Source organism: Pseudotabrizicola algicola, from assembly GCF_010915705.1.
In the GTDB taxonomy this organism is placed as follows: Bacteria; Pseudomonadota; Alphaproteobacteria; order Rhodobacterales; family Rhodobacteraceae; genus Pseudotabrizicola; species Pseudotabrizicola algicola.
This window is the reverse complement of record NZ_JAAIKE010000017.1, coordinates 1-20,669: the sequence shown is the minus strand read 5'-3', so window position 1 is coordinate 20,669 and position 20,669 is coordinate 1. Positions and strand designations below refer to the sequence as shown.

Annotated in this window: 22 protein-coding genes and 1 pseudogene; 8 read left to right on the top strand and 15 right to left on the bottom strand. The window is 62.6% G+C overall.

What is annotated here, in order from left to right:
* The 4 genes from G3572_RS21285 to G3572_RS21270 form a co-directional block, all read right to left on the bottom strand.
* On the bottom strand, positions 1-318 hold a 318-nt coding region (locus G3572_RS21285; RefSeq protein ID WP_164615650.1), incomplete at its 3' end, for a CoA transferase subunit A.
* Positions 315-1,151 (bottom strand): 3-oxoadipate:acetyl-CoA acetyltransferase, encoded by an 837-nt coding sequence (locus G3572_RS21280; RefSeq protein WP_164615648.1) that lies wholly within the window; start codon positions 1,149-1,151, stop codon positions 315-317. The genes G3572_RS21280 and G3572_RS21285, both read right to left, overlap by 4 nt.
* Positions 1,152-1,226: 75 nt before the next feature.
* Complete coding sequence (locus G3572_RS21275) at positions 1,227-2,078, bottom strand: alpha/beta fold hydrolase (protein ID WP_164615646.1); 852 nt, start codon at positions 2,076-2,078, stop codon at positions 1,227-1,229.
* Complete coding sequence (locus tag G3572_RS21270) at positions 2,075-2,461, bottom strand: hypothetical protein (RefSeq protein ID WP_164615644.1); 387 nt, start codon at positions 2,459-2,461, stop codon at positions 2,075-2,077. Before G3572_RS21270 ends, G3572_RS21275 begins: the two co-directional genes overlap by 4 nt.
* Positions 2,462-2,742: 281 nt before the next feature.
* On the opposite strand from G3572_RS21270, the gene G3572_RS21265 reads away from it, so the two are divergent.
* The gene (locus G3572_RS21265) at positions 2,743-3,618 is read left to right on the top strand and encodes a dioxygenase family protein (protein WP_164615642.1); all 876 of its coding nucleotides are present in this window, start codon (positions 2,743-2,745) and stop codon (positions 3,616-3,618) included.
* Positions 3,619-3,732: 114 nt separating this feature from the next.
* Positions 3,733-4,620: a LysR family transcriptional regulator gene (locus G3572_RS21260; RefSeq protein WP_164615640.1), complete on the top strand. Its 888-nt coding sequence runs from the start codon at positions 3,733-3,735 to the stop codon at positions 4,618-4,620.
* A 93-nt stretch (positions 4,621-4,713) separates the two neighbouring features.
* Here G3572_RS21260 and G3572_RS21255 read toward each other — a convergent pair whose 3' ends face one another.
* From G3572_RS21255 to G3572_RS21210, 10 genes are all read right to left on the bottom strand, one after another.
* Entirely contained in the window at positions 4,714-5,415 is a 702-nt protein-coding gene (locus G3572_RS21255; RefSeq protein WP_164615639.1) for an ABC transporter ATP-binding protein, read from the bottom strand.
* Positions 5,408-6,151 (bottom strand): ABC transporter ATP-binding protein, encoded by a 744-nt coding sequence (locus tag G3572_RS21250; protein WP_164615637.1) that lies wholly within the window; start codon positions 6,149-6,151, stop codon positions 5,408-5,410. The genes G3572_RS21255 and G3572_RS21250 overlap by 8 nt, the downstream gene beginning before the upstream one ends.
* Positions 6,144-7,124, bottom strand: a complete 981-nt coding sequence (locus G3572_RS21245) for a branched-chain amino acid ABC transporter permease (RefSeq protein ID WP_164615635.1) — start codon at positions 7,122-7,124, stop codon at positions 6,144-6,146. Before G3572_RS21245 ends, G3572_RS21250 begins: the two co-directional genes overlap by 8 nt.
* Before the next feature lie 4 nt (positions 7,125-7,128).
* Positions 7,129-7,998 (bottom strand): branched-chain amino acid ABC transporter permease, encoded by an 870-nt coding sequence (locus G3572_RS21240; RefSeq protein ID WP_164615634.1) that lies wholly within the window; start codon positions 7,996-7,998, stop codon positions 7,129-7,131.
* A gap of 48 nt (positions 7,999-8,046) precedes the next feature.
* Positions 8,047-9,228: an ABC transporter substrate-binding protein gene (locus G3572_RS21235; protein ID WP_164615632.1), complete on the bottom strand. Its 1,182-nt coding sequence runs from the start codon at positions 9,226-9,228 to the stop codon at positions 8,047-8,049.
* Between the two features lie 50 nt (positions 9,229-9,278).
* Positions 9,279-10,052, bottom strand: a complete 774-nt coding sequence (gene benD, locus G3572_RS21230; RefSeq protein ID WP_164615630.1) for a benzoate diol dehydrogenase BenD — start codon at positions 10,050-10,052, stop codon at positions 9,279-9,281.
* Positions 10,052-11,065 carry a benzoate 1,2-dioxygenase electron transfer component BenC gene (benC, locus tag G3572_RS21225; RefSeq protein WP_164615628.1) on the bottom strand — a complete coding sequence of 338 codons (1,014 nt, stop codon included), beginning with the start codon at positions 11,063-11,065 and terminating at the stop codon, positions 10,052-10,054. The genes benD and benC overlap by 1 nt, the downstream gene beginning before the upstream one ends.
* Positions 11,066-11,141: 76 nt before the next feature.
* Positions 11,142-11,651: a benzoate 1,2-dioxygenase small subunit gene (gene benB / locus G3572_RS21220; RefSeq protein ID WP_164615626.1), complete on the bottom strand. Its 510-nt coding sequence runs from the start codon at positions 11,649-11,651 to the stop codon at positions 11,142-11,144.
* Between the two features lie 5 nt (positions 11,652-11,656).
* Positions 11,657-13,039: a benzoate 1,2-dioxygenase large subunit gene (gene benA, locus G3572_RS21215; protein WP_164615624.1), complete on the bottom strand. Its 1,383-nt coding sequence runs from the start codon at positions 13,037-13,039 to the stop codon at positions 11,657-11,659.
* A gap of 87 nt (positions 13,040-13,126) precedes the next feature.
* Positions 13,127-14,458 (bottom strand): muconate cycloisomerase family protein, encoded by a 1,332-nt coding sequence (locus tag G3572_RS21210; RefSeq protein ID WP_240335678.1) that lies wholly within the window; start codon positions 14,456-14,458, stop codon positions 13,127-13,129.
* A 120-nt stretch (positions 14,459-14,578) separates the two neighbouring features.
* Between G3572_RS21210 and G3572_RS21205 the strand changes: the two genes are divergently transcribed.
* The 6 genes from G3572_RS21205 to G3572_RS21180 all read left to right on the top strand — a co-directional run bounded on the left by G3572_RS21205 (position 14,579) and on the right by G3572_RS21180 (position 19,950).
* Positions 14,579-15,073: a MarR family winged helix-turn-helix transcriptional regulator gene (locus G3572_RS21205; RefSeq protein ID WP_164615622.1), complete on the top strand. Its 495-nt coding sequence runs from the start codon at positions 14,579-14,581 to the stop codon at positions 15,071-15,073.
* 134 nt (positions 15,074-15,207) lie between these two features.
* On the top strand, positions 15,208-16,389 hold the full coding sequence (locus tag G3572_RS21200; protein WP_164615619.1) for a M20 metallopeptidase family protein: 1,182 nt from the start codon (positions 15,208-15,210) through the stop codon (positions 16,387-16,389).
* Between the two features lie 39 nt (positions 16,390-16,428).
* A complete protein-coding gene (locus G3572_RS21195) occupies positions 16,429-17,454 on the top strand; it encodes a TRAP transporter substrate-binding protein (protein ID WP_164615618.1) in 1,026 nt (341 codons plus the stop codon).
* Between the two features lie 60 nt (positions 17,455-17,514).
* The gene (locus G3572_RS21190; protein ID WP_164615616.1) at positions 17,515-18,006 is read left to right on the top strand and encodes a TRAP transporter small permease; all 492 of its coding nucleotides are present in this window, start codon (positions 17,515-17,517) and stop codon (positions 18,004-18,006) included.
* Positions 18,007-18,023: 17 nt separating this feature from the next.
* Complete coding sequence (locus G3572_RS21185) at positions 18,024-19,292, top strand: TRAP transporter large permease (RefSeq protein ID WP_164615614.1); 1,269 nt, start codon at positions 18,024-18,026, stop codon at positions 19,290-19,292.
* A complete protein-coding gene (locus G3572_RS21180; protein WP_164615611.1) occupies positions 19,285-19,950 on the top strand; it encodes a trimeric intracellular cation channel family protein in 666 nt (221 codons plus the stop codon). The genes G3572_RS21185 and G3572_RS21180 overlap by 8 nt, the downstream gene beginning before the upstream one ends.
* Positions 19,951-20,569: 619 nt before the next feature.
* On the opposite strand, the pseudogene G3572_RS21175 reads toward G3572_RS21180, so the two are convergent.
* Positions 20,570-20,669, bottom strand: a pseudogene (locus G3572_RS21175) (IS5/IS1182 family transposase); the annotation flags it as partial.

Genomic DNA, 20,669 nt, shown 5'->3' with positions numbered 1-20,669 from the left:
TTCGGCCAGCGTGCCCTGGGGGTTGAATTCCAGCTCCAGCTCGCCGCTCAGATACTGGCGCATGAATTCGGCGTTCTCGCCCACGTAGGAGGAGATCATCTTCCTGACCTGCCGGGTTTCCAGCAGGACCCCAAGGCCGAACCCGTCAACGCCCGCGTTATTGGAGGCGACGGTGAGATCCTTGGTGCCCGCGTCGCGGATCGCGGCGATCAGGAGTTCGGGGATGCCGCAGAGGCCAAACCCCCCGCTGGCGATGAGCATGCCATCAAACAGCACCCCATCAAGCGCCGCTGCCGCATTCGGATAGACCTTGTTCATGCGGCAGCCCTCAACCCAAGAATCTCCCGTGCCTGCGTCGCGGTGGCGACGGGGCGGTCGTATTTGCCGCAGAGGTCCACCACGCGCCGCACAAGGGCGGCGTTCGACGGGGCCAGTGTGGACTTGTCCAGCCGGACGTTGTCTTCCAACCCGGTCCGGGCGTGACCGCCTGATGACACCGCCCAGTCGTTCAGCACAATCTGGTTCGGACCGATCCCCGCCGCGCACCACGGTGCATCTTCCCCGAACAGGCGATGCACGGTGCGGATGTAATAGTCGAACACCTCGCGGTCGGCGGGCATGGCGTTTTTGACGCCCATCACGAATTGCACATAGGGCCGGTCGGTGATCTGGCCGTCTTTCCACATCTGATGCGCCTTGAGGATGTGGGACAGATCGAAAGCCTCGATCTCGGGCTTGACGCCGTGGGTTTTCATCTCGGATGCCAGCCAATCCACAAGGTCTGGCGGGTTTTCATAGACCCGCGTCGGGAAATTGTTCGACCCGACCGACAGGCTGGCCATATCGGGGCGCAAGGTCAGCATGCCACCGCGCGCCCGCCCCGCACCGGACCGGCCGCCGGTGGACAGTTGCACAATCATCCCGGGGCAGTGCTTTTCCAGCCCCTCTTTCAGGGCGGCGAACTTCTCAGGGTCGGACGAGGGCGTCTCATCTTCGTTGCGCACATGGCAATGGGCAATGGTGGCCCCCGCCTCGAATGCTTCTTGCGTGCTCTCGATCTGTTCGGACAGGGTGATCGGCACGGCCGGGTTGTCGGCCTTGCGCGGCAAGGACCCTGTGATGGCAACGCAGATGATGCAGGGGTCTGTCATGATTTCCTCGGCGGTGCGGGTGGCAACAGGGCAGCAAGTTTGGGGCAATCCGGCCCTTTGCAGGTTTCGCAGCGATCACACATCGGCGGGCACCTTCATACGGGTGAGCGCATCTGCGAAGAACGGGCGGAACCCTGCGGGATGTTCGGACATGGGGAAATGGCCCAGGTCCTCCATCACCGTGCAGGTGGCCCCCGGAATGGCTGCGGCGGTGCGCTTGGCATCCTCGGGCGTGCAGGTCAGATCGTAAGCGCCCACCAACAGGTGCACCGGTGTGCGGACGGTGTCAATCTGGGCCAAGCGCCCGATCAGGCTGTCATCGCGGGTGTAGAACGACAGGTCGCCGCGAAACACGCCGGGGCCGGATTGCATGAACATCCACAGCGTGTTCCAGCGTTCGGCCTGCGGCGCATGGGGGCTGATGTTGGCCGAAACCAGCGCCGCCCCCATTTCGCCGCCATGGGCATCGGGGCGGTGGAACCAGTCGATATCATACCACGCGGGCTGGAAATCCGACGCCTCGATGGCGATAAAGCCGCTGAAGGCATCGCCATGCAGCGCCGCCAGTTGCAGCGCGATCCGCCCGCCCATGGAACAGCCCGCAAGGATCGGGCGATCAAGCCCGAGAGCGCGCGAGACGGCCAGAACCGTTTCCATATAGGCGTCGGTGGTCAGCAGATATTCTTCGGTCTGGAACCCCTCTGGCGGCAGGGATTTTCCGTGCCAGGGCATGTCAAAGGCGAAAAACTGGTGTGCGGAAGTCAGCTCTGCATCGTTCAGGATGTGCCGCCATTGCCGTGTATCGGCTCCGGCGGTGTGCAGGCACAAGACCGGTGTCCCCTGCCCTGCGATTTCGACATAGATGCGCTGGCGGCGGCCCTGCACGCTGATGTTCAGATAGCGGCCGGTGATGGGTTCAAAGCTCATACCAGTTCCTCCATGCTGGCTTCAGCGCGGGCGAGGCCCATAAATTCCTTGAAAAAGCGCAGGTTCTTGACCAACGCCAGAATGTCGCCGTCGATCCTTCCGCGTCCGATTTTCACCAGACCGAAGATGTCGTGGAAGCCCGGTTTCGGGACGGGCTGCCAGAATTGCGCCAAGGCGTCGGCGTCGGTGCGCAAGGCAAAGCGCCACGGCGTCTTGCGGCTGGGGCCTTCGACGATTGTCTCAAGGCGACCATCGCGGAAGGTCAGGTAGAATTCGGCCCCGTCCACTTCCAGCAGCACCGTTTCGCTGAACAGCCGCCCAAGACGAAGAAGATGCGGGGTGTCGTGCAGCCTTTGCTGCATCTGGGCCAATGTGGCGCGCATGTCGGTGTCCTCCTTGCCCCGGTCGGGGATATGATCCTGCCCCGGACGGGGCGCTGACCCTGAAAAAGCGCGCAACACCGCATTGCTGCAATGACCTTCAGGGTATCCTGCGATACCCTTTGCCCTGCAAGGCCAGCGAATGGCGGCTGGGGTATCGGGCCATACCCCGGTGGTCATTGGCGTGGGGGCAGTTGGTGTGAATAGTCGGCCCATCAGCGGGAGGGAGAGGCCAACAGGCCGGCCCGCGACACGATCATCAGCTTGCCCGGAGGAGGGACACCATGAGCAAAGTCACCATCGACAACGTCACCGATGTGGTCATCGGATCACTTGGCCAGAACGGCGAGATCACACCCCGTCAGCGCGAAATCATGACGGCCGCGATCAAGCATCTGCACGGCTTCTGCAAGGACGTGACGCTGACACATTCCGAATTCATCGAAGCCTGCATGTTCTTGGGCCGCGCCGGGGCGATCTGTGATGACAAGCGGCAGGAATTCATCCTCCTGGGCGACATTCTGGGCGTCGAAGTGCTGTGCGACATGCTGACCAACCCGGTCACCGGCACAGAATCGGAATCCACCGTGCTGGGTCCGTTCTACCGCGAAAACCCGCCCGTGCTGCCGCATGGGGCATCCACCGCGCAAAAGCATTTCGACAACGAAGAAACCGTGTTCATGGAAGGCTATGTCAAGGACACTTCGGGCAATCCTCTTGCCGGTGTCACACTGGACATCTGGGAAGATGCGCCAAACGGACTTTACGAAAACCACGACCACGATCAGCCAGACTATAACCTGCGCGGCCGGTTCGAGACGGACGAGAACGGCTACTTCGCTCTGCGCGCCCTGCGCCCCGTGCCCTACCCGATCCCGGCTGACGAGACCGCGGGCGAGTTGCTGCGCTACATGGGCCACCACCCGAACCGCCCCGGCCATCTGCACTTCATCGTCGCCAAAGAGGGCTACCGCACGCTGGTCAGCCAGATCTATGACCGCTCGTCCAAATGGCTGGACAATGACTCGGTCTTCGCGGTGAAAGACAGCCTTGTGGGCGACTTCGTTCCTGCAAAGCCGGAACACGGGACCGACCTTTACCTGCGCTTCGACTTCACGCTGAAGGCCGAGGCGGCTGCAAGCGCACTGGCTGCCGAGTAAGCTTTTTCTTCTCCCTGTCGGACCTTGCCGCATCCCCTTTCAGGGGTGCGGCTTTTTCTCTTGGGGTCAGAGGGCGCGCAGGATACCAAAATCAAAGTGAGGGGAGGCCCGGCCATGAACATCAAACAGCTCGAATACTTTATCGCCTTGGCCGAGGAGCTGCATTTTGGCCGTGCCGCCGAACGGCTTGGCATGGCGCAGCCACCGCTCAGCCGTCAGATCAAGCAGATCGAGGATGATCTGGGCGCCCTGCTGTTCAACCGCGGCCGCAATGCCATCACCATGACACAGGCGGGCGAGCGTTTGTATGCCCGTGGCACCGCCATGCTGGCCGAATTCAATGACATCAAGCTGGAGGTGCGGCGGATCGGTCAGGGCGCAGAGGGGCGCTTGCGCGTTGGCTTCGTGGGATCGGCCACCTATGGCATCTTGCCCACCGTGCTCAAAAGCTTTCGGGCGGCTTACCCCGAGGTGAACCTGTCGCTGATCCCGATGAACAACGCCCAACTGCACCGCAGCCTGATCCGGCGCGAGATCGACATCGCCATCGCCCGTCCCGCGCTGGACGATGCCGAGATCACCACGCGCAAGCTGGGGGACGAGCCCTTGGTTCTGGCGGCCCCCGATACGCTGGATCTGCCCAAAGGGGCGGTTGATCTGCGCCAGTTATCGGGCGAGGCCTTTGTTCTCTATCCTGAATTTCCCCGCCCATCCTTTGCCGACTTCGTGCTGAACACCTGCGCGAGTCTGGGCATCGAGATGACGCGGCGCGTGTTTACAATGGACTTCCAGACCGCCATTGCGCTGGTCTCGGTGGGCGAAGGCGTGGCCATCGTGCCGCAATCGGTGGGCTCGGTGCAGCGCACAGGCGTGCGGTTTCACGAGATCACCAATCCGCTCGCCAAGACCGGGGTTTCGGTCAATCACCGGCTGGACGAACAAGGCGTCCATGTGCGCAACTTTGTGGCCATCGCACAAAAGGTCGCGCGCAAGACGTTCTGACCGGGTCCGTCAGATCGCAGCGCGAAAAAGATGAGCATTCGGACCAAGATGAACAGCCAGCCCATTCATCTTGGCTGAAATACCCATCTTTCTTTACACCCCCAGCCAGCGGTGCTGAAGGTCGGTATCGGCGCGGATTGCGGCAGACGTGCCTTGCCAGACGACCTGACCGCGCGACACCAGCACCACATCATCGGCCAAAGACGTGGCAAAGCCGAAATTCTGTTCCACCAGCACCATCGACAGGCCCTGATGCTTCAGCTCGGCCAGCTTGTCATGGATCAGCCTGACGATGATCGGAGCCAGCCCTTCGGTCGGCTCGTCCAGGATCAACAGGCGCGGGTTCATCAGCAGGCCGCGCGCGATGGCAAGCATCTGCGCCTCGCCGCCCGAGAGTTGGTCACCACCGTTTTGCAGACGCTCGCCAAGGCGCGGAAACAATTCGATCACGCGGTCGATCGTCCACCCGCCGTTCGGGCAAGGAAAGCGACGCGCCGCAAGATCGAGGTTCTCGCGCACCGTCAGCGAGCGGAAGATGTCGCGGGTTTCGGGCACATATGCTATGCCGAGTTTGGCGATGTCAAAGGGTGTCATGCCACTGATCTTGCGCCCGCCAAAGCTGACCGATCCCCCCTTTGCGGGCAACAGGCCCATGATGGTTTTCAGCGTGGTAGATTTGCCGGCACCATTGCGGCCAAGAATGGCTAGCACGCGCCCCGGTGCGGCCCGCAGGCTCAGGCCATGCAACACCTGCGTCTCACCATAGCCCGAAGAAACATCTGTCAGATCAAGCATCTTCCCAAGCCCCCAGATAAATGTCCTTCAACATCTGGCTTTGACGCGCTGCCTCCGGCAGGCCGTCAAAGACCACTTCGCCATAGTTCAGCACGGTGATGGTGTCGGCCACGTCAAAGGCCAGATCCATGTCATGTTCGATGATCAGAACGGTCAGATCGCGCGGCAACGCCTTGAGCAGGCGATGAAAGCCCTTGGACATCTCTGGCCCCACGCCGCTGGTGGGTTCGTCCATCAGGATCACCTTGGGCCGCGTGGCAAGCGCAATCCCCACCTCCAGCTGGCGCCGGATGCCATAGCTGACCGCCTTGACGGACATGTCAAGAAAGGCTGCAAGGTCTACCTGCGCGGCCACTTCCCGCACCGTCTCTCTGACCTCGGCGCTTTGCAGCGGGTCACGCCACAGGCCCTGCCCCTTGCCCAGCGCCACGGCTGCGGCAAGGCCAAGGTTTTCGCCGATGGTCAGCCCATCGAACAGTGTGTTCTTCTGATAGCTGCGGCTCAGGCCCAGACGGGCGCGGTCCGCGACGCGCAGCGAGGTGACATCGGCCCCGTCAAGGAGGATCGTTCCGCTGTCAGGCGTCAACTCGCCCACCAACTGATTGAACAGCGTGGTTTTTCCTGCCCCGTTGGGGCCAAGGATCACGCGGCGTTCGCCCTTTTCCAGCCGCAGGCTGACGCCCTTGGTCACATGGATCGGGCCGAAGGATTTGGTCAGGGTGCGCGTTTCAAGCATCTGCGTTGGCCTTTTGCAAAACGGGTTTCGATTTGCGCGCCGCCATGCGCGCTTCGACAAAGCCAAAGACGCCATTTGCGCGGCTCATCACCACGGCGATGAGGATCAGGCCAACGATGGCGTGCCAGTAGGGGGTGATGGCGGAAATCTCGTGTTTCAGCACCACGAACAGCACCGCCCCCACGATCGGCCCCACCAGCGTGCCAAGCCCGCCCAGGATCACCACCACCAGCGCCTCGCCGGAAACGGTCCAGGACAAAAGGCCAGGCGAGATGTACTGCGTGTGCTGCGCGGCAAGGCAGCCCGCCAGCCCCGCCAAAGCGCCAGAGATGGCAAAGGCAGTGGCCTTCGCCCGCCACACGGTAAGGCCCAAGGCGCGCAGGCGCTTTTCATTATGGTGCAAGCCCACGAGGCTCCGCCCAAGGCCTGACCGCAGGGTGGCCGCTGCCACCAGATAGGTCAGCGCGACCATCGCGATGGCATAGATGGCAAAGGCGCGGCTGTCGGTCAGGTCAATGCCGATGGCGGTCAGGTCAGGGCGTGGCGCACCCGAAAGCCCGTCATCGCCGCCAAACAACGGCGACTGGAACACAAAGCTGTAGGCCATCTGCCCGAAGGCCAGCGTCGCCATGATGAAATAGATGCCGATGCTGCGCGCACAGATCGCGCCGATGACAAAGGCCAGCGCCGCCGACAAGGCAACCGCAAGCATCATGGCAGGAAAGGCGCCAAGCCCGGCCTCATTCGCGGCGACGGTAAAGGCATAGGCCCCCACACCCATAAGCGCGCCGTGGCACAAGGACACCATGCCGCCAAAGCCCGCCACCAGATCAAGGGCGATCACAAGAATGGCAAGGATGGCAATCTCGGCCAGAATCTCCAACCCGAAAAAGCCTGCGACAAAGGCATAGGCCAGCGACCCGATGGCCAGAAGAGTCAGGGTGGTCAGACGCAGGGGAGTATGTGCGAACATCGGATCACCCTTTCGCGGGCAAAAGGCCCTCGGGACGGATCACAAGAACCGCCGCAAGAAGCGCGTAGATGAGGACAGAATTGAACGTCGGCAGCAGCACCGCGCCAAAGGTCTGGACAAAGCCGAATATCAGCGAACCGGCGACAGCGCCCTTCAGGCTGCCAAGCCCGCCGATCACGATGACGATCAGCGTTGGGATCAGGATTTGCAGCCCCATGTCGGGCGTGACCGACAGCACGGGTGCCGCGACCGCCCCGGCCAGACCGGCCAGCGCGCAGCCCACCACGAAGACGAGGAAGAACATGCGTTCCACATTGATGCCAAGGCAGGCGGCCATCTGGTCATTGTCCACCCCGGCGCGGATCATCGCACCCACCTGCGTGCGGGTCAGCACCAACGTCAGCACGGCCAGAACCGCCAGACCCAGTGCGATGATGAACAGCCGGTAGATCGGGTATGTGACGCCCAGCAGCGCCAGTTGCCCCTCGAAGACCGCAGGCACCGCGATGCCGATCGGCAAATCACCCCAGATCAACCGGGTTGCGTCCACGGCCACAAAGATCAGACCGAAGGTGATCAGGACCTGCGCCATAGGACCCGCCCGCCGTTGCGATCGGATCAGGGTAAAGTACAGCACCGCGCCCAAGGCGGCGACCGCCAGCGGCGCCAGCAGGAACCCGCCCCAATAGCCCAGCACGCCCGCAAGCGAAGCGGCCATATAGGCGCCAAAGGCATAAAGCGACCCATGCGCAAGATTTACGAAATGCATCAGCCCGAAGATCACGGTCAGGCCAACAGAAAGTAGAAACAGAAGCATCGAGAGTTGAAGCGCATTCAGCGTCTGCAACACCCAAAAGCCGAGGTCTGCGGTCATGGTGAACCCTCCGGGCTGGTGGGGGCCGATGCGCGGCCCCCGGTTGCATCAGTTGACAGCGGCAGGCATGACGCAGCCGTTCACCGGATCAGCTTCGGCCGGAAGGGTGGCCAGAACCTTTTGCGTCAGCCCATCCGCCCCTGCGACGGTTTCATAGACATGGATCGGCTGGACGATGTTGTTGGTGGCTGGATCAATGCGCAGCTCGCCACGCGGGCCGGTGAAGCTGACCTTCGGTAGGGCTGCGGCCAGGCTGGCGCGGTCGGTCGCGCCGGCCTTCACTGCCTCGACCAGGGCGCGGGCGCTGTCATAGCCGTGAACCGCGTATTCCGACGGGATGCGTCCGGTCTTGGCCTTGAACGCCGCGACCAAGGCCGCGTTTTCCGGGTTATCAAGGGTGGGCACATAGTGAAGGGCCGTGATCACACCCTCGGCCGCTGGCCCTTGGGCATTCACATAAAGCGACGAGGTCAGAAAGCCCGACCCATAGAGCGGCAGGTCGGCCTTCATGCCAAAGCTGTCATATTGCTTGACGAAGGAAATCGCCTCGCCGCCCGCGAAGAACACATAGACCGCATCCGCGCCGCTGGCCTTTGCATTGGCAAGGAACGGACCGAAATCCTGGGTTTTCTGGAAGGGTGGCCATTCCTGACCGACAACCTCGCCACCCGCCGCGGTAAAGGCGGCGGTAAAGGCGTCGATCATCTGGCGGCCTGCGGCGTAATCGGGGGCAATGGTGAACACCTTCTTCACGCCCTGATCGACCATCCATTTGCCCATCGGCCGGTTGACCTGCTGGTTGGAAAAGGAAATCCGAGTGATGAAGGGGCTGCACGCCTCGCCCGTCGCCTCGTCATTGCCTGCGTTGGCCACGATCAGCGGCACGCCCGCGCCATCAACCGTATCACGGATCGCGCCCAGAACGCCCGAGGACACCACGCCTATCAGAACATCCACCTCGTCCTGCAGGATCAGCTTCTTGGTTTTCGCCAGCCCGACAGGTGGCTTCACCTCGGTGTCTTCGCGGACCAGATCAAACGTCACGCCCGCCTCGGGGCCAAAGGTTTCAAGGCCAAGCACGAAAGCATCGTCGATGTCCTGCGCCAGTGCGGCAAAGACGCCGGAATAGGGCAGCAGAATTCCGACCTTGATATCCTCGGCCATCGCGGCGGTGGACATGGCGGTGCTGATGGCAAGCCCGGCAAGGGCTGCCTTGAGGGTCTTTTTCATTGTCTCTCTCCCGTTGAGGCGCCTCTCCCCGGCGCCTGATGTGATGGGCGTCAGCCCAGATCGCCCCCACCCACCGGGATCGTGACCCCGGTCAGGTAAGAGGCGTCGTCGGATGCGAGGAAGAGGATCACCCCCGCCTGCTCATCCAAGGTTCCGTAGCGGTGCATCAGGCTGGACTGGATCGTCTGATCGACGATCTGTTGATACCAGACCTTCTCTTCTGCCGTTTGTTCGCCCGGGTTGCGCGGCACCGCGCGGGGCGGGGCTTCGGTGCCGCCGGGTGCGGTGGCGACCACGCGGATGCCGCGTTCGGCCAGTTCCCAAGCCAGGCTGGCCGTGATCGCATTCACCCCGCCCTTGGCCGCCGCGTAAGGAACGCGGTTCAGGCTGCGCGTGGCGATCGAACTGACGTTGACGATCACGCCCTTGGAGACAGCCAGCATATGCGGCAGCACCGCATGGCAGGAGTAGAGCGTCGGGAACAGCGACCGCCGCACTTCGGCATCGATCTGGGCGGCCTCGTAGTGCTCGAACGGCTTGGCCCAGATCGTGCCGCCCACATTGTTGACCAGCACATCGATCCGGCCAAAGGCCGCGATTGCGCCTGCCATCGCGCTTTCGGCACCGGCGTAGGTTTCCAGATCAGCCGACAGGTAAACGCCCTGCCCGCCCACCCCCGTGATCGCCGCCGCCACCTCTGCGCCGATGGGCGAGCGGTCGATCACGGCGATCAACGCGCCCTCCTGCGCCGCACGCTCGGCCACGCGCCGGCCAATGCCCTGCGCGGCCCCGGTGATGGCAAAAACCTTGTCCTTGAACCGCATCACGCCGCCGCCTTGGTTTCCGAAGGGTTGAACTTTTCAAACAGGAACGAGGCGGGCGTGACGCCAAGGCTGGCCATGTGGCTGCGCACTGCCTCGACCATCGGGGGCGGGCCACAAAGGTAGACATCGGCGGCACCGTCCCACAGGTCGGCGGCGGTCAGGTGGTTGGTGGCATAGCCCTTCAGCGGATGATCGGCCTCGGGGTCGGCGACAATGGTGGTGATCGTCAAGGACGGGATCTGTGCTGCCAACGCATTGAGGCGGTCCATCTCCACCAGATCAGCCAGTTTGGTGACTGCATAGACCAGACGGATCGGCTGGTCCGTGCCTGTCGTTGCGATCAGCTCCAGCATGGACAGGAAGGGCGCAAGGCCGGTGCCGCCGGCCAGAAACACCTGCGGCCGCGTGACGGGGCGCAGATAGAACGCGCCCATCGGGCCGGTCAGCGCCATCGCGTCGCCAACCTGCGCGCGGGCGAGATAGCCCGACATCAGCCCGCCGGGAATGTTGCGGATCAGGAAGGATGCCTCATCGGCCTGCGGGTGGCTCGAGAAGGAATAGGCGCGCGTCTGGGTGGTGCCGGGCACCTGCACGTTGACATATTGGCCGGGCAAAAAGCCCATGCCTGCCGCCAGTTTCACCCGCAGCCGGTAGGATGTATCCGACAGCGCCTCGACCCCGGCTACCGTGGCTTGCACCGTTTGCGCGCCGGTCTTGCAGGCCACCGATGAGGCGGGGATGGCGATCACGCAATCGGATTTCGGCATCATCTGGCAGGTCAGCACCATGCCTGCGGCGGCCTCTTCCTCGGTCATCGCATCTTCAAGATAAAAGCCAAGCTCATACGCGCCCCGCTCGGCCTTGCACTTGCAAGTGCCGCACACCCCGTCGCGGCAATCCATCGGCACGTTGATCTTTTGCCGGAAGGCGGCGTCAGATACCTTTTCGTCGGCATCGCAATCGATGATGCGGGTGACGCCGTCTTCGAAGTTCAGGGCGATCTTGTAGGTCATGGCTCCTCCTCTCCCCGGCTGGCCTCCTCCTCAGGGGCCGCGCCGGGGTGCCGTTGCGGGACGGCGTCCGGTTGCGTCAGATGTGGTAGACGTCGATCACGTGATGGATGCGGTCGTTCTTCAGGATCACCTTCTTAGAGGTGATCAGCGGGGCGCCAGAGGCGACATCGACCGTGTAGAAGGACGTGCCCCAATAGGTATCCGTCACCCCATAGCGGTAGTTGTGCGTCATCCAGTTGAAGCGGATGTGGGTCTTGGTCCCTTCGCGCGACAGGATTTCCACATTGGTGATGTTGTGCCCCGTGCGCGGTTCCGGCAGCGAGGTCGCGCTGGAACGGTCGGTCTTGATGCGGAAAACCCTGTCCTCGATCCCGCCCCGGTTGGGGTAGTAGATCAGGCTCATCTCGTTCATCGGGTCTTCGGTCAGGGTGTCGTAATCATCCCACGCGGGCATCCAGAACGGGCAGTCAGGATGGTAGAACTGGATCCAGTCGTCAAAGCGGCGGTCGTCCAGCGCACGGGCCTCGGCATAGAGGAAGGCGCAGAGCGCGTCATAGGAAAGCTGGGTGTCGGTCACGGCGTTCATCGGTTTCACTCCGCTGCGATCTTTGTTGCAAGTGCGGCGCGCTCTGCCTCGACGGCGGCGGCCATGCGTTCGGTCCATTGCGTGTGCTGGATGACGAACAGACCCTCATCTTCGGTCCGCGCGCCAGACAGGATCGGCTTCATCCCGATGCGTTCCGCTTCTTCGTCCGCCCCGGTGATCCACTGCGTGGCCCCGCGCGTCAGGTCGTTCCACTGCGCGGTGGGGGCTGCGGCATATCCCATCTGGGTGGCGCGGAACTCTTCCAGATCGTCCGGCGTCGCCATGCCGGAGGCGTTGAAGAAATCCTCGTACTGGCGGATGCGGCGGGTGCGGGCTTCTTGGGCTTCGCCCTTCGGCGCGATGCAGTAGATCGTGACTTCGGTCTTGTCGACCGAGATGGGCCGGAACACACGAAGCTGGCTGGAGAACTGGTCCATCAGGAAGAGGTTGGGGTAAAGGCAGAGGTTGCGCAGATAGCCGATCATCCAATCGGCCTTGGCCTCGCCGTACTTCGTCACCAACTCGTCACGGCGCGGCGCAAGCGGGCGGTTCGACGGGTCGGCCCATTTCGTCCACAGCACCAGATGGCCGTTGTCGAAGGAATAGAACCCGCCCTTTTGCTTGTTCCATTTCGAGGCGTCGACCGACTTCACCTCGTCCTTGCCCTCATCGGCGCGGTGGCTGGTGGTGGCGACGTAGTTCCAGTGCACGGCCGAGACGTGGTAGCCGTCCGCGCCGTTTTCGGCCTGCAGCTTCCAGTTGCCCTGGTAGGTATAGGTCGAGGAGCCGCGCAGCACCTCCAGCCCCTCGTCGGACTGGTCGGCGACCATGTCGATCATCACCTTTGCCTCGCCCAGGTAATCGGACAGCGACTGCACGTCGGGGTTTAGCGATCCGAACAGGAAGCCGCGATAGGACTCGAACCGCGCCACGCGCTTCAGGTCATGGCTGCCGTTCTTGTTGAACTGCTCGGGGTAGCCCGCGCCCTCGGGGTCCTTCACCTTCAGAAGCTTGCCGGTGTTGTTGAAGGTCCAGCCGTGGAACGGGCAGGTGAAGGTGGCCTTGTTCTGCCGCTTGTGCCGGCACAGCATCGCGCCCCGGTGCGAGCAGGCGTTGATCAGCGCGTGCAGCGTGCCGGTCTTGTCGCGGGTGATCATGATCGGCTGGCGGCCGATATGGGTGGTGAAGGTGTCGTTGACGTTGGGGATCTGGGATTCGTGGGCGAGGTAAATCCAGTTGCCTTCCCAGATATGCTTCATCTCAAGCTCGAACAGCTCGGCGTCAGTGAACATATCACGGCGGGCGCGGAAGATGCCCTCTTCGGGCTTGTCCTGCACGATGCCGTCAAGGCGGCGGCTGATTTCGTCGAGTGCTGCGTCGGTAAACATCGTATCCTCCCTTAGGTGCCCTATGGGCAAATCTCTCCGGTTCGCTGAATCGGGGTTCAGCGTTGTGACCCTCCCTCCGAAGGGGTGTTATTCGCCCGCGATGGCCTTCACCGTGACCGTCCGGTCGCGGCGGTAGAAGCTCACCTTGTCATCGTCGAGGCTGACCCCGATGCCCGGGCCCTGCGGCACGGTCACCGAGAAATCCTTGTATTCCAGCGGGGTGGCCAGAATTTCGTCCTTGAGCAGCAGCGGCCCGAACATCTCGGTCCCGAACTGCCACTCCGGCACGGTGGCAAAAAGCTGGATCGCGGCGGCGGTGCCAAGGCCCGATTCCAGCATGGTGCCCCCGTAAAGGTCGATCCCCGCTGCGCGGGCAATGGCGACCACGTCCGAGGCCGGTTTCAGACCGCCCGACTGGCAGACCTTCACCGCAAACACATCGGCCGAGCGGTTGGCGGCGACGCGCATCGCGTCGGCGGGGCCTTGCAGCACCTCATCGGCCATGATGGCGATCTCATACCCGTCGGTCAGCGATTTTAACGCGGTCAGCTTATCCCGCGAAACAGGCTGTTCGATCAGGATGCAGCCAATCTCTTGCAGGCCACGCGCGCCGTAGCGGGCTTCGGTCAGGCTCCAGGCTTGGTTCACATCCACGCGGATCGTGCCACGGTCGCCGACGGCTGCGGCGATGGCGGCGACATGGGCAATGTCCTGTTTGACGCCGCGCTTGCCGATCTTCAGCTTGAAGTCGCGGTGGCGGCGGGCGTCCAGCATCCGCTCCGCCTCGTCAATGTCGGTCTGGCTGTTGCCGCTGGCCAAGGTCCAGGCCACGGGCAGGCGGTCATGCACGCGGCCGCCGAACAGTTGCGCCACCGACAGGCCAGTTCGGCGACCAAGCCCATCCCACAGCGCACATTCCACGGCGGCGCGGGCAATCGGATTGCCCTTCACCGCCTTTTCCATATGGGCACTTGCCGCGGCGATCCCGTCGGCATCCATCCCGATCAGGGCGGGGGCGATATAGGTATCAATCGCCAGCTTGACGCTTTCCACGCTTTCCGGCCCGTAAGACAGCCCGCCGATAGAGGCACCCTCGCCCAGACCCTCGGACCCGTCGGAAAAGCGGATGCGCACAAGCACGACCGACTGGGTCAACATCGTGGTCATCGACAGCACATGTCCCCGCACCGTGGGAACATCGACGATGATGGCTTCGATACGATCAATCTTGGTCACGGCATTGGCCTTTTCTTCGGGTCTTGCGATGACCTGAAGATGGCACTGGCGGGCGTCTTTGGTCCAATACCGATGCGGTCTTGTGCGATACCCAAACTGCCCATCCACCATCGCCCCGCGCAGCATCGGGCTGCTGCCGAGGCTGGCACCTGTCGATGTGCGGGTTGGCAAAGGCTGGAGCATCGGCAATCCTGTTGCGCAGCAAGATAATCTTATCTAGCAACTATTGCACAGGAATACTATCAGACGCAAGATGGTGTCTTACAGTGGCGCGCCCTGACACAGCGCTCATGGATGGACCCGATGCCCAACACCGCTTATTCCAGCAAACGATTGACATACCTTCTGGAAATCATCGCCAACGAGGCCATCGCCGGAAATGACGCGATATTCTTGCGCGAGCTTGGCTACTCGATCCGCGAGGTTCGCGTGCTTCGAATCGTTGATGACAATCCGGGCATCACCTTTGTCGATGTCTGGGACAAAAGCGGCCTCGAGCGCAGCCTGACATCGCGGATCCTGCAAAAGCTGATTGGCGACGGTCTGCTTGTGCGCACCTCATCCGATACCGATGCGCGAAAATTCCATCTCTCCACCAGCGATGCCGGCAAAGCCCTGCGCGAGCGTGGCAGAGCGGTGTCCGATGCTCTTGAAGGGCTGTTGTTGGGCCCCTTTCCACCCGAAGATCGCCAGCGGTTGTTTGAACAAATTGAACGGCTTGGCCAATGGGTTCGGTCTGACGACTATAAACGCGCCCTGGAAGAGTATCCGGCGGCGCAGGCAGGCCCAAAACCCTAAATCTTCCCTGCACCGGCAGGTCCTGACGGACGTGTTCGGTGCCGGAACAGGTGCTCCGGGTATGGCCTGATACCTTGTTTGGATTGCACAGTCGCTAATAGTTGCATCACAAGACTATTTGTGAGCGCAACAAAATGACCATCCCTTTTCGGCAGTGGTACAATACGCATCAGGCGCAGGGCCTCGAGTGGTTCCAGACCCTGCATGCCATGCCGGAAACCGGGTTTTCGGAACATCGGACGGCGGCCTATGTGGCGTCTGTTCTGCGCGGGCTCGGGCTTGAAGTGATCGCGGGCCTTGGTGGCACGGGTCTGGTCGGGCTGCTGCGCGGCGCGCGGACAGATCGGACAGCACCCTTTATCGGGCTGCGTGCCGAGTTGGATGCCTTGCCGATGGCCGGGCCTGCCGATGGCACGGTGCAGACCACCGAAGGGCCGCGCTATCACGGCTGTGGCCACGACGGCCACATGGCCACCCTGCTGACAGCGGCGGCCTATCTTGCCGCACAGCCCGATCTGTCGGTCAATGTGGCCTTCGTTTTCCAGCCCGCCGAGGAACTGCTGACGGGTGCCGCAGCCATGATCGCTGACGGGCTCTTGGACTTGGTGCCACTGTCGGCAATCTTTGCGCTGCACAACATCCCAGGCCTGCCCACAGGGTCGGCGGGTGTGGCCGAAGGCGCTGCGCTTGCGTCATCTGATGAAATCCGCGTCACCCTGACGGCGCAGGGCACGCATGGGTCTGCCCCGCACACCGGGCAAGACGCCATCCTCGCTGCTGCCCATTTCCTTGTGCTGTGCCAACAACTTCTGACCCGCAGGACAGACTCGCGCGACAGTGCTGTCTTGTCCTTTGGCCAGATCGAAGGCGGCCACGCACCGAATGTTCTGCCCGACACCGTCCGGATCGCAGGGTCACTGCGCAGCCATTCCGAAAAGGCGCGCGCCGAGGTGCATGACCTTTTGAAAGCCGCAGGCCAGAGCACCACGCTTGCCTTTGGCACGCCTGTCGCCGTGAAGATCACCGCGAAGGTGCCGGTCTTGATGAATGACCCCGGCTGCGCGGCCATCGTGCGGGAGACAATGATCCGCACCTTGGGAGCCGACCGGCTGATTGCGAACCCGCGTCCAGTCATGGCGTCCGAAGACTTTGCCCTGTTCCGCCAGCACCTGCCCGGCGCCTACATTTTCGTCGGTCAGGACGGGGCCTACTGCCACCACCCCGACTACCGCTTTGACACGGGCATCATTCCGGTCGGCGCCGCCATTCTCGTCGAACTCGCACTTTCCGCCGCCGGGCAACCGCCCATCGGCTGACCAACGCACTCAATCGCACATTCTAGGGAGGAACTCGCGATGAATCTGAAAACAACACTGACCGCCGCAACCTTGGGACTTGGCTTTGGCCTCGGTGCCGCACAGGCCGAAACCGTCCTGACCGTCTCAAGCTGGGTGCCGCAGACCCATTTCATCTACACCGACATTCTGCTGCCCTATGCCGATAGCGTGGCCAAGGCGACCGAAGGCCGCGTGACACTCAACATCATGCCCGCGCCGCTGGGTTCCCCGCCGCAGCATTTCGAACTGGCCCGCACCGGCGTTGCCGACATCACCTGGGGCAATTTCACCTATGAACCCGAACGCTTCGCCGCGCTGTGGTTCGCCGAGTTTCCCTTTGTCGGCACGGATGCCGAGGCCTCTTCTGTCGCCTTGTGGCGCACCTTTGAAGCGCATCTTGCCGACAATCCCGCCTTCGACGGGGTGGAAATGCTGGGTGTCGGGCTGTTCGGTGGCGGGCAGATCCATCACGGATCGAAGCCTGTGATCACGCCCGAGGACATGGCCAACCAGAAGGTGCGCATCGGCGGGCCCATCCAGGCCCGGATCATGGAATCGCTGGGGGCTGTTCCCGTCGCGGCCCCTGCCACCAAGGCCTATGAGCTGCTGGAAGGCGGCGTGATCGACGCTTCGCTGCATTCGGTGGAATCCGTGATGAACTTCCGTCTGGAAGAATCACTCAAGCAGCACACGATCGTGCCGGACGGTCTTTATGACAGCAGCTTTTTCATTGTGATGAACGAGGCCAAGTGGCAAAGCCTCGATGAAGCGGACCGCACCGCCATCGCCGCCGTCTCGGGCGAGGCGCTGTCGCGGCTTTGGGGCCAGCAGTTCAACGCCCAGCATGAAAAGGCGATGGCGCTGTTCACCGAAGGCGGGCACGCGTTCAACGAACCCTCGGCCGATCTGATGGCCGCGATCACCGCCGTTTCGGACAAGATGATCGCCGACTGGACCGTTGCCGCCACCGCTGCGGGCGTCGCAGACCCCGCCGCGATGCGTGCCGACTACCTCGCCGCATATGCCGAACTCAGCGCGAAATGACGCCAAAGGCCCGGCGCACCGCGCCGGGCCTGTTCGCCGGGTCTTGGGAGGGACCACAACATGCAATTCGCACACATGATACGGCGCACGGTGGAAACCGTCCTCGTCTGCCTGATGTCGGCCATGGTCGCCCTGACCTTTGCCGATGTGATTGGTCGCCGCCTGTTCGGCACGCCCATTTTCGGCGCGCATGACCTGACCGAACATCTGATGGGGCTTCTGGTCTTTACCGGCCTGCCGCTGGTGACGCTGGCCGCCATGCACCTGAAGGTCGATCTGTTCGACAAGTGCCTGCTGCATCCTCGCTTTGCATGGTGGTTGAAGATGACGACCCTCGTGACCGCAATGGTCTTTGCCGTGATGGCCTGGACCCTGCTGGGAAAGGCCATGAACGCCGCAACCTTTTCCGAGGTAAGCCAGGGTCTGAACATCCCCCGCGCGCCGCTTTACGGCTGGATGGCCGCCTGCGCCGCGTTGACTGCCCTTGCCGCGCTTTACACCGCCTTTGCGCCCCCGATTTCCAACGCCCATGACCAGGAGGAACTGCTGTGATCGTCGGATTCACTTGCATGGCCGCAGTCATCCTGCTGGCCTTTCTGCGCGTGCCACTTGGCATTGCGCTGATGACTGTCTCGCTTGCCGGGCTGACCTACATCACCAGCTCAACCACGGCCTTGACCCTCTTCCCCATGACCGTGTCCGAGGCGGTGCTGTCCTACGATCTGGCCGTCGTGCCGATGTTCATCCTGATGGGCAACATCATCTCGCGCACCGGCATTGCGCAGGATCTGTTCCGCTCGGCCAATGCCTATCTGGGGTCGGTGCGGGGCGGATTGTCGCTGGCGACGATGGTCACTTGCGCCGGCTTTGGCGCGGTCTGCGGGTCAAGTTATGCCACCGCGGCCACGATGGCCAAGGTCGCCTATCCCAGCATGCGCCGCTATGGCTATTCCGACGGGCTTGCCGCTGCCACCATCGCGGCGGGCGGCACGCTGGGTATCCTGATCCCGCCGTCGATCATCCTTGTGATCTATGGCATCATCACGCAGACGAACATCGGTGACCTGTTTGTTGCAGGCGTCCTTCCCGGCCTGCTGGGCCTCGCGCTTTACATGTTGGCGGTCGTTTGGGTTGCGTGGCGCAGCCCCGACCAGGCCCCGAAAGGCGAATCCAGCAGCTGGCGCGACCGGATCGCGTCATTGCGCGGGATATGGCCCTTCCTGTTCCTGTTCGGCCTGATTATCGGCGGCCTTTACGCCGACCTTTTCACAGCGACCGAAGCGGCCGGGATCGGAGCGGGCATGGCGGTTCTGGTGGGGTTCCTGCATGGCCGCCTGACGTTGAAGATGCTGCGGACGGTGATCCTTGAAACCGCCTATACCTCGATCTCTCTTTACGTCGTGCTGTTCGGGGCGATGATGCTGTCGAAACTGCTGACGATGTCGGGGCTTTCGGTTGGCATCCTTGGGCTGGTCGAAGGGATGGGGCTGACGGGGTATTGGCTGATCCTTGCGATTATCCTGATCTGCCTTGTGCTGGGCTGCGTGCTGGACTCGATGGCAATCATCCTGATCTTCGTGCCGCTGTTTGCACCCGTCGTCTCAGCGCAGGGCTTCGATCTGGTCTGGTTCGGCATCATCGTCGTGGTGGTGACAGAAATCGCGCTGATCACGCCGCCGGTGGGGATGAACGTCTTTGTGCTGAAGGCGGTGCTGCCCCATGTGCCGGTCTTGCGGATCTTTCGCGGACTGGTGCCCTTCATCGCAGTCGATCTGGTCCGACTGGGTCTGTTGGTGGCGTTTCCGGCCATTTCGCTCTGGCTTGTGACGCATGTCTGACGTCATCACACAGGCCGCGGATTTTCTCCGCGTGCTGGATCTTGCATCGGCGGTCGTCTTCGCGATCACCGGTGCGCTGGTCGCGTCGCGCAAGCAGATGGATATCGTCGGCTTCCTCTGGCTTGGCGTGGTGACGGGTGTGGGCGGGGGAACCGTGCGCGACCTGCTGCTGGGTGCGCCGGTGTTCTGGGTGGTGGATGCAACCCCTCTGGCGCTCTGCCTTGCAGCGGCTGCGATTGTGCATTTTTCGGCGCATCTTGTCGCGTCTCGCTACCGTATCCTTCTGTATCTTGACGCGTTTGGAATGGCGCTTGTGACCACTGTGGGCACGGCAAAGGCTCTGGACATGGGCACCGGTCCGCTTGTCGCTGTCGGCATGGGGGTCATCACTGCCGCAGTCGGAGGTATCCTGCGCGATCTCCTCGGACAGGAACCCTCGATCCTTCTTCGCCGGGATATCTATGTCACCGCTGCCGCATTCGGTTCGATCGCACTTCTTGTTGCCGACGGCCTGGGCCTTTCCAGACTGGCAGCGACCGGTATCGCAATTGGCATAGGCTTTGGCGTGCGTGCCGGTGCGGTTCGCTTTGATCTCTACCTCCCTGTGTTCCGCCCCCGCCCCGGCCGTATTCCGGGACGACGGGGTGAAGTGGAATAGCGCCGCCGGCAAAGCAGACCACAAAAGACGACCGCGCGAACGCCGGCCGTCCGCCCATCGGCCTTTGCAGGAAGTACCATGCTCCGCCATTTCTGGACGACCCCTGATGCATAACCTGTGAGGGTGACATTCCTCTGCCGAAAGCCGTCACTTCCACGGCCTTTGTGCGCGGCAATCGCCTTTGGCCCGGATGAAGTCCGCAGATCAGCTCCAATCAGAATTACGCCCCGACTTCCCGCGCCTTGACCCCACAGAGTGTCCCGTTCCCCGGTTCGGCATGCACCGGGAGTGGCGCCGCGTGCGCGGGCCTATGCTCGAGCGGCATCTGCAGATCCAATTGCATCGCCCCGCCAATCGGCTTTGATTTCGGGGCCCGGGCCGTCAGCAACTTGGCTAACGAGGCTCGAGTTGGAACTCGACCGACGCACCGCCGGCGGTGTCGGGCTCTGCCCGCGAAGGATTGCCGATGCTGGTCGCTCAGGATCACGTGCGCGGACCGTTATCCACCGACAATTCTCCGGCATGTAGTCCTTGGTCCTGTGCCGACATCGGCCAGAAAAGTATCGAAGTTTCTCGAGGAGTCGCAGATGGTGACGCTATGGTCAGGACTCGTTCTGGATTACAGCCAGAACATGACCGTCGCGGCGAGTGCCACGGCGGAGAAGAAAGTCTGCGGACAACGGTCGTATCGGGTGGCGACCCGCGGCCAGTCCTTGAGT